The organism is Ruegeria sp. AF8, assembly GCF_056541825.1.
The window spans coordinates 194,335-209,056 of sequence record NZ_JBQFYW010000001.1 but is presented as its reverse complement, the minus strand read 5'-3'; the positions used below and the strand labels follow the sequence as shown (position 1 = coordinate 209,056).

At 60.1% G+C, this 14,722-nt stretch carries 14 protein-coding genes and 1 riboswitch; of the genes, 3 read left to right on the top strand and 11 right to left on the bottom strand.

From position 1 onward, the window contains the following. The first annotated feature begins 146 nt into the window (after positions 1–146). The gene (locus ACR0AO_RS00970) at positions 147–1,706 is read left to right on the top strand and encodes an AMP-binding protein (protein WP_480598832.1); all 1,560 of its coding nucleotides are present in this window, start codon (positions 147–149) and stop codon (positions 1,704–1,706) included. Between the two features lie 50 nt (positions 1,707–1,756). After that, entirely contained in the window at positions 1,757–3,232 is a 1,476-nt protein-coding gene (locus ACR0AO_RS00965) for a sulfatase family protein (RefSeq protein WP_480598829.1), read from the top strand. A 1-nt stretch (position 3,233) separates the two neighbouring features. Here the strand turns inward: ACR0AO_RS00965 and ACR0AO_RS00960 are convergent, their stop codons facing one another. After that, a complete protein-coding gene (locus ACR0AO_RS00960) occupies positions 3,234–3,761 on the bottom strand; it encodes a hypothetical protein (RefSeq protein ID WP_480598824.1) in 528 nt (175 codons plus the stop codon). A 221-nt stretch (positions 3,762–3,982) separates the two neighbouring features. On the opposite strand from ACR0AO_RS00960, the gene ACR0AO_RS00955 reads away from it, so the two are divergent. Next, a complete protein-coding gene (locus ACR0AO_RS00955; protein ID WP_480598822.1) occupies positions 3,983–4,462 on the top strand; it encodes a YHS domain-containing (seleno)protein in 480 nt (159 codons plus the stop codon). Positions 4,463–4,515: 53 nt separating this feature from the next. On the opposite strand, the gene cmk is transcribed toward ACR0AO_RS00955, so the two are convergent. From cmk to ACR0AO_RS00905, 10 genes are all read right to left on the bottom strand, one after another. Next, positions 4,516–5,133 carry a (d)CMP kinase gene (gene cmk / locus ACR0AO_RS00950; RefSeq protein ID WP_480598820.1) on the bottom strand — a complete coding sequence of 206 codons (618 nt, stop codon included), beginning with the start codon at positions 5,131–5,133 and terminating at the stop codon, positions 4,516–4,518. Then, on the bottom strand, positions 5,130–6,476 hold the full coding sequence (aroA, locus tag ACR0AO_RS00945; protein ID WP_480598818.1) for a 3-phosphoshikimate 1-carboxyvinyltransferase: 1,347 nt from the start codon (positions 6,474–6,476) through the stop codon (positions 5,130–5,132). Before aroA ends, cmk begins: the two co-directional genes overlap by 4 nt. Before the next feature lie 66 nt (positions 6,477–6,542). Then, positions 6,543–7,253, bottom strand: coding sequence for a tRNA (guanosine(46)-N7)-methyltransferase TrmB (gene trmB / locus ACR0AO_RS00940; protein WP_480598816.1), 711 nt, complete (start codon positions 7,251–7,253; stop codon positions 6,543–6,545). 67 nt (positions 7,254–7,320) lie between these two features. Then, entirely contained in the window at positions 7,321–8,109 is a 789-nt protein-coding gene (locus tag ACR0AO_RS00935) for a sulfotransferase domain-containing protein (protein ID WP_480598814.1), read from the bottom strand. A 234-nt stretch (positions 8,110–8,343) separates the two neighbouring features. Further along, a complete protein-coding gene (gene metK, locus ACR0AO_RS00930; protein ID WP_480598812.1) occupies positions 8,344–9,525 on the bottom strand; it encodes a methionine adenosyltransferase in 1,182 nt (393 codons plus the stop codon). A 5-nt stretch (positions 9,526–9,530) separates the two neighbouring features. Then, positions 9,531–9,582: riboswitch (SAM-SAH riboswitch) on the bottom strand. A gap of 30 nt (positions 9,583–9,612) precedes the next feature. After that, entirely contained in the window at positions 9,613–11,127 is a 1,515-nt protein-coding gene (lnt, locus tag ACR0AO_RS00925) for an apolipoprotein N-acyltransferase (RefSeq protein ID WP_480598809.1), read from the bottom strand. Further along, a complete protein-coding gene (locus ACR0AO_RS00920; protein WP_480598807.1) occupies positions 11,124–12,011 on the bottom strand; it encodes a hemolysin family protein in 888 nt (295 codons plus the stop codon). The genes lnt and ACR0AO_RS00920 overlap by 4 nt, the downstream gene beginning before the upstream one ends. A gap of 36 nt (positions 12,012–12,047) precedes the next feature. Continuing rightward, on the bottom strand, positions 12,048–12,542 hold the full coding sequence (gene ybeY, locus ACR0AO_RS00915; RefSeq protein WP_480598804.1) for an rRNA maturation RNase YbeY: 495 nt from the start codon (positions 12,540–12,542) through the stop codon (positions 12,048–12,050). A 57-nt stretch (positions 12,543–12,599) separates the two neighbouring features. Further along, on the bottom strand, positions 12,600–13,625 hold the full coding sequence (locus ACR0AO_RS00910; protein WP_480598802.1) for a PhoH family protein: 1,026 nt from the start codon (positions 13,623–13,625) through the stop codon (positions 12,600–12,602). 157 nt (positions 13,626–13,782) lie between these two features. Continuing rightward, on the bottom strand, positions 13,783–14,538 hold the full coding sequence (locus ACR0AO_RS00905) for an outer membrane protein (RefSeq protein WP_480598799.1): 756 nt from the start codon (positions 14,536–14,538) through the stop codon (positions 13,783–13,785). Positions 14,539–14,722 lie beyond the last annotated feature (184 nt).

The following is a 14,722-nucleotide window of genomic DNA, read 5'->3' as shown; positions in this document are numbered from 1 at the left end:
CTCTTTTTTATATGGCCCAAATCGCCTTGTTGACCGGGGTTCTATACGGTTTTCGTCCAAGTGGCGCAAGCGCCAATGCCGCCTGGGACAAAAATCATTGGACACCGGCCATCCCGATGTATCCTGCACGAAGGAGGATTGACCGCATGACCGTTTACAAAAGCCCATTTTCAGATATCGATCTGTCAGACCAGACAATCACGCAAAAAGTCTTTTCGGGCATCGACCCGAAGGCCACAGTTCTGATCGACGGCCCGAGCGGGCGCAAGATTTCCGGCGACGAATTGATCGCGGGCGTGAAATCTCTGGCGGGCGGTCTTCACGCGCGGGGTCTTGGGCCGGGCAAAAGCGTGGCGCTGATGGCCCCCAACATGCCCGAATATTGCACCGCCTATCACGCTGTTTGCTGGGCGGGCGGCACCGCGACGACGATCAATCCGACTTACACCGCTCCCGAGGTTCGGCATCAGCTCAACGACGCTAGTTCGGAGCTTCTGATAACGGTTGCGCCTTTTGCCGACATGGCGAAAGAGGCCATCGAAGGCACCGGCGTGAAGGAAATTGTGGTGATCGGCGACGCCCCGGACGGGACGACGCCGCTTTCCAGCCTGCTGGGTCCACCCCTGCCCGAGCAGGTGCCCGTGGATCTGGACGAGCATGTCGCGACGCTGCCCTATTCGTCGGGCACGACGGGGCTGCCCAAGGGGGTCATGCTGACCCATCGTAACCTTGTGGTGAATGTCGATCAGATGCTGCAGAATATCGAGCCGGATAAAGGGGAAACGGCGGTCGCCTTTCTGCCCTTCTTTCACATCTACGGCTTGCAGGTCATGATGAATCTGTACCTGGCGGCAGGTGCGTGCGTCATCACCATGCCGCGCTTCGATCTGGAAATGTATCTGGAACTCTGCTCCAGGTTCAGAACGCCGCGTCTGTGGGTCGTGCCTCCCGTCGCGCTGGCGCTGGCGGCGCATCCATTGGTCGACAAGTATGATCTGAGCTTTCTGAAGCAAGTGAACTCCGCCGCTGCACCTCTGGGGGCGGACACATCCGACTCCCTCGCCAAGCGGCTCGGGACGCAAGCGACGCAGGCTTATGGCATGACGGAACTGTCCCCCGCCAGCCACGCGTCTCCGGGCGGCAAAGGCAAACCGGGTGCCTCCGGGGTCACTGTGCCCAGCACCGAATGCCGGATCGTCGACCCTGAAACCCTGCAGGACATGCCGCGAGGCGAGGATGGCGAGTTGTGGGTGCGAGGCCCGCAAGTGATGAAGGGATACCTCAATCGTCCGGAGGCAACCGCCGAATGCATTACCGAAGATGGCTGGTTGCGAACCGGTGATATCGCTCATTTCGACGAGGAAGGGTTTCTGTATGTCACCGATCGGTTGAAGGAGTTGATCAAGTACAATGGATTTCAGGTCGCCCCGGCGGAAATCGAAGCGCAACTGATCACGCATCCGGCAATCGCCGATGCCGCCGTGATCGGAAAACCTGACACCGAGGCCGGAGAGGTGCCGATGGCCTTCGTGGTTCCGGCCCCCGATTCCGTTGTGCCGCCGCTGCGAGATATTCAGGATTTCCTTGCTGAACGTCTGGCTCACTACAAACAGGTGCAAGTAATGGAAACGACCGATGCCATTCCGAAATCCGCTTCGGGCAAAATTCTTCGGCGTTTTCTGCGTGACGAGTTGGCCCGGAAGTGAGAAAGCCGCAACCGGACAGCCATGCAGATTCACGGATGAAGGGCAGTGCCATGACACAATCACCGAACTTTCTGGTCATCATCTCGGACGAACATCGCAAGGATGCGATGGGCTGCGCCGGGCATCCCATCGTGCAGACGCCCAATCTGGATGCGCTGGCCGCGCGGGGAACATTGTTCGAGGCGGCCTATACCCCGTCGCCCATGTGCGTGCCAACGCGCGCCGCGTTGGCCACCGGCGACTGGGTGCATCGCACCGGGCACTGGGACAGCGCCACCCCCTATGACGGAACCCCCCGCAGCTGGATGCGACAGTTGCGCGACGCGGGGCGCGAGGTGGTCTCGATCGGCAAGCTGCATTTCCGCTCGGACGAGGATGACAATGGGTTTTCCCGCGAAATTCTGCCAATGCACGTGGTCGGCGGCGTCGGCTGGGCCGTCGGACTGCTGCGCGAGAACCCGCCACCTTACGATTCGGCCGCAGAACTGGCTGCGGATGTTGGCGTCGGCGCAAGCACTTATACCGACTATGACCGCGATATCACTGCCGCGGCGGAAAAATGGCTGACCGACCCCAGACGAAAGGAACAGCCCTGGGCCGCCTTCGTGTCGCTGGTCAGCCCTCATTACCCCCTGACCTGCCCCGAGGCGTGGTACGCGCTTTACGATCCGGCGAAGATGGACCTGCCGGTGGGCTATGGCGAGGGCCTGCCGGATCATGAAGAGCTGCGCAACATCGCGGAATTCTTCAACTATGACGACTATTTCGATGAGCAAAAGATGCGCGAGGCCAAGGCAGCCTACTATGGCCTGACCTCGTTCATGGACGATTGCGTGGGCCGCGTGGTGCGCGCGCTTGAGGAAAGCGGGCAGTTTGACAACACCGTGGTGCTCTATGTCTCGGATCACGGCGACATGATGGGGGACCAAGGGTTCTGGACCAAGCAGGTGATGTATGAGGCCAGCGCCGGCGTGCCGATGATCGCCGCCGGGCCGGGCGTGCCCGAGGGTCATCGGGTGAGCACATGCACCAACCTTACCGACATCGCCGCCACCGCGCGCGAGGTCTGCGGCGTGGCGGATGACGCGGGAAATACCGATCAGCCCGGCAAATCCCTGCGTGGTATCGCCAATGCGCCTGACGACGCGAACAGGACCGGGTTCAGCGAATATCATGACGGCGGATCAAAGACCGGCACGTTCATGGTGCGCTGGGGACGGTGGAAATACGTGCACTATGTCGGCCTCCCGCCGCAGCTTTTTGATCTGGAAGTCGATCCGCATGAACAGGTGAACCGCGCCATGGACGGGGTGAACGATCCGGAAATCCGCGCCGCCCTCAGCGAAGGCGAACGCCGGTTGCGTGTTATCTGCGATCCGGATGAGGTCAACGCGCGCGCCTTTGCCGATCAACGCCGCAAGATCGAGGAACTCGGCGGCGACGAGGCGTGCCGCACCGCCTTTGTTTTCAACCACACGCCGACGCCCGGCGAACAGGACAAGATGCGCGAAGGGTCCGCGCTTTAGGTCAGAGCGCCTCGCCCTTCTTCAGCAACTCCTCGATCAGGGCGCGCTGCAGATCATTGCTGTCGCCGCCGCCGAACTGCGCCGCGCCCCCGGAGTAGAGCGTGCCATAAGTCTTGGCGACGTTGACCGTTTGCCCCAGACCGGAAATGAACTGGTCTTTCTGCAGCGGAGACAACGGGTGAATGAACACCGCCCACAGGGTTCCGTTGGCGATGGCATAACGCGCATCAAGAGCACTGTCGAAATTGGCCTGCATCATGCGGCGCATGTCTTCCGGTGATACTTCCGCCGCGTTCCGGATCGGCACCATGGCGCGCATTCGATCCGCATTGGTATCGGTAATGACCAGAACCGGAACCTCCGAGACCATCATCCGGAACCCGGGACCCTGCGGTTTTGCATCCGGGTCCAGGGCGAATATGATCCGGCCCAGCTCTTCATAGGTCATTGGCGGTTCTGCTTCCGGTGCGGTTTCCTGCGCGGCGCAGAAGCTGGCAAGGCTCATCAGGACAAGGGCAAGACGGATCATTCGGGAACTCCGGGGCTGTTCAACCCCAGTCTAGGTCGGCTTGCCCCGCCAGACGATTCAAAGCTTGGTGATCCGGTGCGAGGAGGAGGCGTCCGAAATTCTGAACGAACTGCAAGATGATGCGGCCGATCTGCGATAACGCGTTCTCCAACTTGTTCCTACCTTCTGTGTACCGGCCCAAAGCGGTCCGGCGACACACTCAAGAACAAGGAAAACTTCAAATGAAATCGCTCGTACTTACCGCCCTGATCGCCGCCCTGCCCCTTGCAGCCGCGCCCGCATTTGCCGCTGACGAAATCAACGTTTCGAACGGTATTTCAGCCGGCGGCGCACCACTTGCGGCACATGGTGTGGATCTGGTCGCGCTGGTTACCAGCGGCAACCCGGTCGAAGGCTTTGCCAATCATTCCGCCACATATGACGGCGCGTCCTACTATTTCGCGTCCAAAGAAAACCTCGATGCCTTCCAGGCAAATCCGACCGCCTATCTGCCGCAGCATGGCGGGTTCTGCTCGTACGGGGTATCGGTGGGCAAGAAATTCGACGGCGATCCGGATCAATATGTGCTGGCCGACGGCAAGCTGTTTTTGTTCCTGAACACGGCGACGCGCGCGAAGTTCCTCGAAGACATCGCCGCCACGACCAAAACCGCCGACAATCAATGGGCACAGATCAAACACGTCGCTGTGGGCGAGCTGTAATCCCTCATGCGCCGGGATGTGCTCCACCTATCCTGGCAACCGCCCGCGAGAGGTCAGCCTTTCGCGGGTATTTTTTCGTCGATCACCGCGATGGCGTGGTCAAGCGCCTCCTGGATGCTCAACTCGGACGTGTCCAGCAGCACCGCATCTTCGGCGGGTTTCATCGGCGCTTCGCTACGCCCCATGTCGCGGGCATCGCGCTCCTTCACATCCGCCAGAACCTGTTCGCGTGTCACATCCGCGCCCTTGCCCGAAAGCTCAAGATACCGGCGTTCGGCCCGCACCTCGGGGCTGGCGGTGACATAAAGCTTCACCTCTGCCTCCGGGCAGATCACGGTACCGATGTCCCGCCCATCCAGAACCGCGCCGCCCCGACGCCGGGCAAATGCGCGCTGAAAATCGACCAGGGCGGCGCGCACTTCGGGCATTACGGCAACCTTTGAAGCCGCCTGCGCCACATCGGCGGTGCGCAGGTCGTCACGGCGCAGATCCTCGGGGCGCAACGTTTGCGCCGCCTTTACAGCGGTTTCACCCGCCAGAACCCGCCGCCCGACAGCCCGGTACAGCAGCCCGGTATCGAGATGCGCAAATTCAAAGCGCGCCGCAACGCCCTTGGAGATCGTCCCCTTACCCGCCGCCGCGGGACCGTCGATGGCGACGGTAAAGCTCATGTCCGCTCCAGCTTTGCGCCCAGCCCGGCCATCAGCGGCTCGAAAATCGGGAAGGATGTGGCGATCGGGCCGCCATCATCGACCGAGACCGGTTTTTGCGCGCCCATGCCCATCACCATGAAGGACATTGCGATACGGTGATCCAGGAAGCTTTCGCACATGCCTCCGCCGGGCACTCGGCCAATGCCCAGACCCTCGACGGTCCACCAGTCGTCGCCCTCGTCCACCGTTACGCCATTGGCACGGAGGCCGCGCGCCATGGCGTCGATGCGGTCGCTTTCCTTGACGCGCAATTCCCTGACACCGCCCATCATCGTTGTTCCGGTGGCATTGGCCGCCACCACCGACAGAACCGGATATTCGTCGATCATCGAGGCCGCGCGTTCGGGCGGGACGGTGATGCCTTTCATGTCGGGAGAATAGCGCGCGCGCAGGTCCGCCACCGGCTCGCCGCCCTCTTCCCGCTGGTTCTCAAAGGTCAGGTCGGCGCCCATTTCCTGCAGAGTGAAATAGAGGCCGGCTCGGGTCGGGTTGAGCCCGATATTCGGCACCAGCACATCCGATCCCGGTGTGATCAGCGCAGCGCACACCGGGAACGCCGCACTTGACGGATCACGCGGCACCGCGATGACCTGCGGTTTCAACTCGGGCTGCCCCGTCAGGGTGATGACACGGCCGTCGTCCGTATCCTCAACCGTGATCTCAGCCCCGAACCCCGTCAGCATCCGTTCCGAATGGTCGCGGGTGGCCTCTTTCTCGATCACCACCGTCTTGCCCGGCGCGTTGAGTCCGGCCAGCAGAACCGCGGATTTGACCTGCGCCGATGGCATCGGAACTTCATAGCGCACGGGCACGGGGGCGGCAGCGCCGACAAGGGTCATCGGCAAACGCCCGCCCTCGCGACCAACAGCACGCGTTCCGAAAAGCGCTAAAGGATCGGTGACCCGCGCCATGGGCCGACCGTTCAGGCTGGCATCTCCAGTGAATGTCACGGTGATCGGGCAGGTCGCCATCGCGCCCATGATCAGTCGCACTCCGGTGCCGGAATTACCGCAATCGATCACCTGATCCGGTTCGGCAAACCCGCCGACACCCACGCCATGCACCGACCAGTTGCCGTCGCCATGATTGACCACTTCGGCACCGAAAGCGCGCATCGCCTTGGCGGTATCCAGCACGTCCTCGCCTTCCAGCAGCCCCGAAATCCGGGTCTCGCCCACCGCCATCGCGCCCAGGATCAGCGACCGGTGCGAAATCGACTTGTCGCCGGGCACCTCGGCCGTGCCGGTCAGCGGGCCGCAGGGATGCGAGGTCATCGGGATGGGCGTGCCGTGTCCGGACATGGGGGCTCCTTTTGCGCTATCACTCCATGCCGATTAGCGAATTGGCGTCATCGGGTCCAGCGGCAATCATGTCTTGCGGCGGAAGGTCAGGTAATGCGGCACCCGTCCCTCGCGCAGCGCCTTTTGCTCGTAGCGCGTGGAAATCCAGTCGTCCCAGGGCTTGCGCCAATCCGCGGGCCGTTCGGCCAGCCATTCGAAACCAGCCTTTGGCACTTCCTCCAGTGTCTGCCGCACATAATCTGGGATATCGGTAGCGACCCGGAAAATCGCGCCGGGTTTCAGTGCGCGCGCCAGCGGCTGCAAATGTTCTTGCGTGACAAACCGGCGGCGGTGATGCCGCTTCTTTGGCCAAGGATCGGGATAAAGCAGGAAGGCGCGCGCGATGCATTGATCCGGCAAAACATCGAACAGATCGCGCGCGTCACCGGGGTGCACTGCCAGATTGGATACGTCGGCACGGCGGATCTTACCCAGGAGCATCGCAACGCCGTTGATGAACGGCTCGGCGCCAATGATACCGATATCCGGGTTTTGCTGGGCCTGATGCACCAGGTGCTCACCACCACCAAATCCGACCTCAAGCCAGACCGGCTTGCCGCCGAACAGAGCTTCCAGGTCAAGGGGTAGTCGTTCGGGATTGCTGTCCCAATCCACCGCCCCGGGAGCGAGCGAGGACAGGTCCTCGTTCAGATAGGCTTTTTGGCTGGGCTTCAGGGTCTTACCCTTGAAGCGGCCATAAAAGTTGCGGCGTGGGCGTTGCGGTTGGTCGGTGCTCATGCAGGAGGCCCATAGATGTTTGAGGCCAAAGAGGCAAGGCGGCGCCCAGTCTGGCCCGAAGAAGCCCTTACCGGTCCCGCGTGCTCAATTCATATTCCAGTTCCTGCAGCACGTCTCCGCAACGGGATTCGAATGCCGCGATATCCTCCGAAGACATTTCATCGAGATATGCACCAGATACCCCGCGCCGAACGAACATCGCATCCTTCGGCCAGACCTTATTGTCCCAGCCTTGCTTCTTTTCGCGCTTCTGCATCCGGGAAAAGGATGAGCTGGATATGATCTGCTCCAACCGGTCGTCATCGCAATTGACTCCCAGGAAGGCGGCAACGCGGCGCAGCTGCGGTACAGGATCACTCAAAAGATCTTCGTAGCGAACCGTCAGAATCTCGGCGCCGTGCGGGTTTGCTGTCCAGCTTTTTGTATGTTCCCGCCAGTTCGCATAGATCTTGTCGTTCTCGTTCATCAGTTCAGCCATGGTGCCGGTATAACCCAAGGCCTTCCGATAGTGCCAATATGACACAAGTGCATCCCGCCCATCCCGGACCAAGTGAATGACACGCCGGAACTGCGGTTGCGGCATATGATGCGATTTGAAAGTCATGGTGTCGGACATGACCACGCCAAAACGGCGCTGGTGCAGATCCGGAACCAGCGTCTGTATCAGACGATCCGGGGCGTTTGAGCTGTCCACGCCATATTGCAGCCCTGCGGCAAGGCATTGCATCCACGTATTACCGGATTTCGGCCAGGCAGCGATCACTACATCAGTGTCGCGAACCGCATCTGCGTCAAAACGCGCCAGCCCGTATTCTCGGAAGGATTTGGCAAAGAGCCAACCTTTTGCTTGCCTCAATTGCCTTCTCAAGCCCATGAGTTCCGTTCCCTTTCCCGAAAACCCCGTAACGCACCGATTAGTGATGATCGCCCGGCCAGAGCTGCGAGTTGCAACCCGTTTTTTCAAGGTATGAGACGCGCCCCAACCTCGGTTTGAACCATTTGTCGCACGTGCTGGGCAGTTCATCTGCTGCATCTGCCCAAACAAAAAACGGGCGGTTCCGGGAACCGCCCGTTCATTTTTGACTTTAGGCTAGATCGCCTTCTTCAGCGCATCCACCAGATCAGTACGCTCCCAGCTGAAACCGCCATCGGCCTCGGGGTCGCGGCCAAAGTGACCGTAAGCGGCGGTGCGCTGGAAGATCGGTTTGTTCAAACCCAGGTGCTCGCGGATGCCGCGCGGGGTAAGATCCATCACCTTATCCACGGCTTTTTCAATCGCCGCCGGATCGACTTCGCCAGTGCCATGGGTGTCGGCATAGATCGACAGCGGCTTTGAGACGCCGATGGCATAGCTCAACTGGATCGTGCAGCGCTCGGCCATGCCTGCGGCGACCACGTTCTTGGCCAGATAACGCGCCGCATATGCGGCAGAGCGATCCACCTTGGTCGGGTCCTTGCCCGAGAACGCGCCGCCGCCATGCGGGGCAGCTCCACCATAGGTATCCACGATAATCTTGCGCCCGGTAAGGCCCGCGTCACCATCCGGCCCGCCAATCACAAACTTGCCGGTCGGATTGACGTGCCAATCGGTTGCACCGTTCAACCAACCGTCGGGAAGGATTTCGGTAATGTAGGGCTCGACGATTTCGCGGATATCGTCCGACGTCAATGTGTCGTCCAGATGCTGGGTCGAAAGCACCAGCGAACTGACACCTACCGGCTTGCCGTCTCGATAGATGACAGACAGCTGCGATTTCGCGTCCGGCCCCAGCACAGGTTCAGTGCCATTTTTGCGCACTTCGGCCAGTCGGCGCAGGATCGCATGCGAAAACTGGATCGGGGCCGGCATCAGCGCCGAAGTTTCGTTGGTGGCGTATCCGAACATGATACCCTGGTCGCCCGCGCCTTCGTCCTTGTTGTCCGAGGCATTCACGCCCTGAGCGATATGCGCCGACTGTTCGTGCAGCAGGTTGGTGATCTCGCAGGTGTTCCAGTGGAATTTGTCCTGCTCATAGCCGATATCTTTGATACAGGCGCGCGCGATCTCGTCGATACGGCCCATATAGTCATGCAGCTTTTCCTGATCCGACAGACCGACCTCGCCTCCGATCACTACGCGGTTCGTAGTCGCAAAGGTTTCGCACGCCACGCGCGCTTCGGGTTCTTCGTTCAAAAAAGCATCAAGTACGGCATCCGAAATGCGGTCGCAGACCTTGTCGGGGTGCCCTTCGGAAACCGATTCCGAAGTAAAAGTGTAGTTCTGTCGGGACATGAAGGTGCTCCATTAAAACAATAGCTCTGTCACGCCAGGAAGCCGTTGTGACAGACGAACATCAGATACGCGCCGATGCGGCCGCGGTCAATCGGTTTTCCGCTTGTGCAGCATTTCCAGGAAAAAAATCAGCAAAACAAGCACAAAAGACAGGAAAACGAACAGACTGTCGCCGGTCCGGGAATAAAAGGTCGGTGTCAGCGGAGCAGCCAGTTCGGCATCGACATTGCCCGCCGCGTCCAATGGCAAAAAGGCCGTCACCCGCCCCAGCGGATCGATCATCGCCGAGATGCCGGTATTCGCCGATCTGACCATCGGCAGCCCCTGCTCGATCGCGCGCATTCTTGCCTGCGCAAGATGCTGATAGGGGCCGGACCGCGTGCCGAACCACGCGTCATTGGTGATCTGCAAAAGAAGCGCGGGACGTTCTGAAACGGCAAGTATGTCCTGCGGAAACACCGCCTCATAACAGATCAGGGGCAAGGCCGGGCCAAGTGTACCCAAAGACAGCAGCGCAGCCCCCGGCCCGGAACTGAAGCCCTGCCCCGTCGTGGCGGCAAAACCGTAGATCCCGAACCGCGCCATCAGATCGCCAAAAGGCACGTACTCGCCGAACGGGACCAGATGGTGCTTATCATAAACGCCGGTCAGTGCACCGGTTCCGTCAAGGACGACCATCGAATTATAGATACGCAGGTTTTCGCTGCGCTGAATGCCCAGCACGACCGGTACCCCCCCGGCCGCATCCGCGATAAGGCGCAACGTCGGATCGGCATTTTCCAGCCAGACCGGAACCGAGGTTTCCGGCCAGACGACAAGGTCCGGTTTTGGTTCGGCCGCGGTGAACTCGATCTGGCGGTTGAAAAAGGTGGGGGCGTAGGCCGGGTCCCATTTCTGGTGCTGCGGTGCGTTGGGTTGATTGATGCGTACGGTTTGCCCGGTCGAAACGATCGCCGGCCGCGTTCCGGCATAAACGAACGCAACAACCGCAAAAACTGTAAGCGGCGCCACGTATCCCAACAGGGCGCGGCCCGAAAAGCGGGAACCGAACACGAGCGCGGACGGCAGCGTGACCGCAAGGGTGAGCGCTCCCAATCCGTTGGGGCCGACAAGCGACAAAAGCTGAGCGACCGGTGTATCCACCCAGATCTGCGCCAGCCCGGCCCAGGGAAACCCGGTGAAAAGGTATCCTCGCGCGAACTCTCCGATCGAGAGATAAAGCACCAGCGACCAGACGCGCCGACGTGCGGACAAAGCCGGGCGCATGGCGAACCAGAACGCCGGCGCCCAGAACAGGGCCATACCGCCGGCCATCAGTATCAGCGCAAACGGTGCCATCCAGGCATAGCGCTCGGCATCCACAAAGAACGGCTCGACGATCCACATCAGAGCATGGGCGAAATAGCCGCTGGCAAACAACCACCCCAACAGGGCGGCCTGGCCTTTGGTCCGCACCGACAAAAACAGCACGGACATCGCGGCAAGTGAGATCAATGTGGCGACCCAATACCCGAATGGCGCCAGCCCAAAAGCTGCGACCGCCCCCAACCCGGCGGCCAGCACATAGCGCAGCCAGATCGGCCAGCGGGTAAGTTGGATCATGCGGCGCGGTCCGGCAGCATTACGCGCAACCGCTTGATCCTGCGCGGATCAGCGTCGAGCACCTCGAATTCCGGACCTTCGGGGTGAATGACCACCTCGCCCCGCGCCGGAACCCGACCCGACAACATGAAAACCAGCCCGCCGAGGGTGTCGATTTCCTCTTCGTCCACATCCTCGTGGCTGGTCAGCGACTGCCCGATCTCGGCCTCGAAATCCTCAAGCGGTACTTTCGCCTGAACGACATAGCAGCCCGGTTTTTCCTTGACCCAAAGCTGGTCTTCGTCGGCATCGTGCTCGTCGGCGATTTCGCCAACCACCTGTTCGATCAGGTCTTCGATAGTGACCAGACCGTCAACACCGCCATATTCGTCAATGACCAGAGCCATGTGCCGGCGTTCCGTCTGCATTTTGGTCAGCAGAACGCCGATCGGCATCGAAGGTGGGACGAACAGCAATTGCCGCAGCATCCTGGTCAGGTCGAACCCGACCGAATTGCCGTTGAACCCATGGGTCAGGGCGAAATCCTTGAGGTGAACGAATCCAAGCGGCGTGTCCAGCGTGCCCTCATAGACCGGTATCCGGGTCATGCCGCTGTCGCGGAATATCTGCACCAGTTCCTCTTTCGGAATCGTGCTGGGCACCGAGACGATTTCCGCCGTCGGAATCGCCACATCCTCGACCCGCATGCGGCGAAGATTGATCATACCACGAGGTTGCACACTTGGTGACGCCTGCCCGTTCATCTGCGGGTCATCGGCAATTTCACCGGAAGAGAAGACATCAATGATGCGGGAGAAAAACCCGGACTTCTCTTCGTTCATGTCATCGCCGTTCTCGGGCTGCGCGCCTTGCGCCGCCATAGAACTGCCGTCTGTATCGCCCATTTTCCTGTTCCAATTGATCAGGCCGCAAAGCCCTTACTACTCAGTATATGGGTTATCCACACCCATTTTGCCAAGTATTTCGATCTCAAGACCTTCCATCAAAGTGGCATCGGGGTCACTTACATGGTCATACCCAAGCAGGTGAAGCACGCCATGAACCACCAGATGGGTAACGTGATCGTCAAAGGATTTCCCGGCGCCCCGAGCCTCACGCGCGCAAGTGTCATACGAGATGGCGATATCGCCCAGAGCAATTTCGCCGCTGAAATCGGGGCCAGGAGCGGCAGGTTCCATCCCCGGCGTATCCGCGGCCAGATCCTCGGCCGGCCAGCTCAGTACGTTGGTTGCGTCCTGCTTGTCGCGGAAACTGGCATTCAATTTCCGAATCCGGCCATCATCGCATCCCAGCAGGCTGACCTCACACCTTTCGGGATCAAGCCCCACATGCATCAGCACAGCCGTGACCGCGCGGCTGCCCACGTCAACGAGATTGTCCCAGCGCGGATCCTCCAATGTGATTTCAATCGTCAAACCTGCCCCCTGGCTGCACAAAGCACCGTGATCCGCGCGGCCAAACACATACCCTGATCAGGACTTCGCCTCGCGTCCGGTATCGGCTTCATATGCTTCGATAATGGCGGCGACAAGCGGATGGCGAACGACATCCTTGGACGTGAAATAGTTGAAACCGATCTTGGGAATGGTTTTCAGCAGGCGTTCCGCATCCGCCAGCCCAGACGGCACTCCTCGGGGCAGATCGACCTGAGACCTGTCGCCGGTAATGACCATGCGACTGCCTTCGCCCAGACGGGTGAGAAACATTTTCATCTGCATGGTCGTGGCGTTCTGCGCCTCATCCAGCACCACGAACGCGTTCGAAAGGGTGCGTCCGCGCATGAACGCGAGCGGCGCGATTTCGATCCGCTTTTCTTCCATCAGCTTGGCCAGTTGCTTGCCCGGCAGAAAATCGTTCAGCGCATCGTAAAGCGGCTGCATATAGGGATCGACCTTGTCCTTCATGTCGCCGGGCAGATAGCCCAGTTTCTCGCCCGCCTCGACGGCGGGGCGGCTGAGGATGATGCGGTCGACATGGCCGCCGATGAACATCGACACGCCGACGGCCACCGCCAGATAGGTCTTGCCGGTGCCCGCCGGGCCGATTCCGAAGGCCAGTTCATTGTTGAAAAGGGATTGCACATACGCCTTTTGCGCGTCGGTGCGGGGCTCGACCAGCTTTTTGCGCGTCTTGATCTCGACCGAGCCGCCGTTGAACATCTCAAGCTGGTCACCGTCACGCACGCCGGTTCCCGTCTCGGACCCGCCCATGCGCAACTCTCGGTCTACATCCGCCGCCTCGACCGAGCGGCCCGCCTGCAACCTGTCATAGAGCGCCTCCAGCACTTCGACCGCCCGTTTCTGAGCCTCTTCCTCGCCAATGATGGCAAGCTGATTGCCGCGGCGGAGGATCTGGATCGACAGCGTTCGCTCGATCTCGGCCAGGTTGCGGTCATATTCACCGCACAGGTCAATCAACAATCTGTTGTCTGGAAATTCAACAAGCACCTCGTGCGGGGGCATGTCATCTTGCGGTGGGGTCAGGGCACCGATGGCCAATAGGTTCTCCTGTCTTGGCATTTGATTTGAGCGTAGCCAGATTGCTTGCGGCAGTGCAAGCACCGACAGTAAAAATTTGCCCGGTTCACAGTATTACCGGTGGCCCCAGTGATCGCTCAGATCAAGGGTGGAAACGGTCAATCGCCCCGGATTGCAATCAGAACGCATAATTCAGGCCAACCCGAAGATTGCCATAGCCGGGCGTGGCCACCGTCGAAGATCCCGAAGAATCGAACAACTGCTGCGAATTGAACCGCGTGTATTCGTATTCCAATGTGACACGTACGTTTTCCGAAACGATTCGCTCCAACCCAAGTCCCAGCGTGTACCCGTCGTAATCCGAACGATCCGACAGCGCGATCGTGTCACCGCCAGCGGTTCCGAAAACCGAATAGTCGATATCGCCACGGGCGTAGCCGAGAATCCCATAGAACTGAGTGTTTCCGGATGTGTTGGTGATACCGCTTTTCAGCCGAAGAGACAGGGTATTGTTGACGTCCACGGACGCCTGATGGGAATTCGTACTCAACGAGTCGCCGATATTGCCCGCGTCATAGCCGAGCTCAATTCCGTAAACGTAGTATCGGCTTCCCAAAGCTATGTTGTTTCGCCAACCGATCCGCAGCCCGTAATTGAACCCACCCGGGCTCAGGTCACCTATGCTGGCAACCAATACGCCGCTCGGATCGCGTTGGCCCACCTCGTCAGAACTACCGTACGCATAGCCCAGCGCGCCGCCGGCGTAAAACCCCTGCCATGTGGCAAGGCGCCTGGCCGGTTCGATGACCTCGGGCTCCTCGTAAGGGGCTTCGACGTTCCCGGCGGCAACCATTTTTCCGGTCAGTGCCGGAATGCCAAAAATCGGCATCAATGCCAAAATTTTGCAGATCAGCGGCTTGTGCAACCGTTTCACATTCTGCTCCTCCCTCGTACCAACTCCCATAGGAGCTTCACAAAAAATCCGCCCTTTCAGGCCGGTTTAACCCTCCGGCCAAATTGCGTTGCTCGGACGATCTAAGCCACAAACAGGTTGCGGCAAAATGAATCAATCCCGGCAATTTGCCAATAGCCCGTTGTTTCGGGCGCTATCCCGATTT

Coding starts and splice junctions, on each gene's coding strand:
- lnt (WP_480598809.1), bottom strand. CDS start 11,127: ATGATCCAACTTACCCGCTGGCCGATCTGGCTGCGCTATGTGCTGGCC.
- ACR0AO_RS00960 (WP_480598824.1), bottom strand. CDS start 3,761: ATGATCCGTCTTGCCCTTGTCCTGATGAGCCTTGCCAGCTTCTGCGCC.
- ACR0AO_RS00965 (WP_480598829.1), top strand. CDS start 1,757: ATGACACAATCACCGAACTTTCTGGTCATCATCTCGGACGAACATCGC.
- cmk (WP_480598820.1), bottom strand. CDS start 5,133: ATGAGCTTTACCGTCGCCATCGACGGTCCCGCGGCGGCGGGTAAGGGG.
- aroA (WP_480598818.1), bottom strand. CDS start 6,476: ATGTCCGGACACGGCACGCCCATCCCGATGACCTCGCATCCCTGCGGC.
- ACR0AO_RS00955 (WP_480598822.1), top strand. CDS start 3,983: ATGAAATCGCTCGTACTTACCGCCCTGATCGCCGCCCTGCCCCTTGCA.
- ACR0AO_RS00970 (WP_480598832.1), top strand. CDS start 147: ATGACCGTTTACAAAAGCCCATTTTCAGATATCGATCTGTCAGACCAG.
- ACR0AO_RS00920 (WP_480598807.1), bottom strand. CDS start 12,011: ATGGGCGATACAGACGGCAGTTCTATGGCGGCGCAAGGCGCGCAGCCC.
- trmB (WP_480598816.1), bottom strand. CDS start 7,253: ATGAGCACCGACCAACCGCAACGCCCACGCCGCAACTTTTATGGCCGC.
- metK (WP_480598812.1), bottom strand. CDS start 9,525: ATGTCCCGACAGAACTACACTTTTACTTCGGAATCGGTTTCCGAAGGG.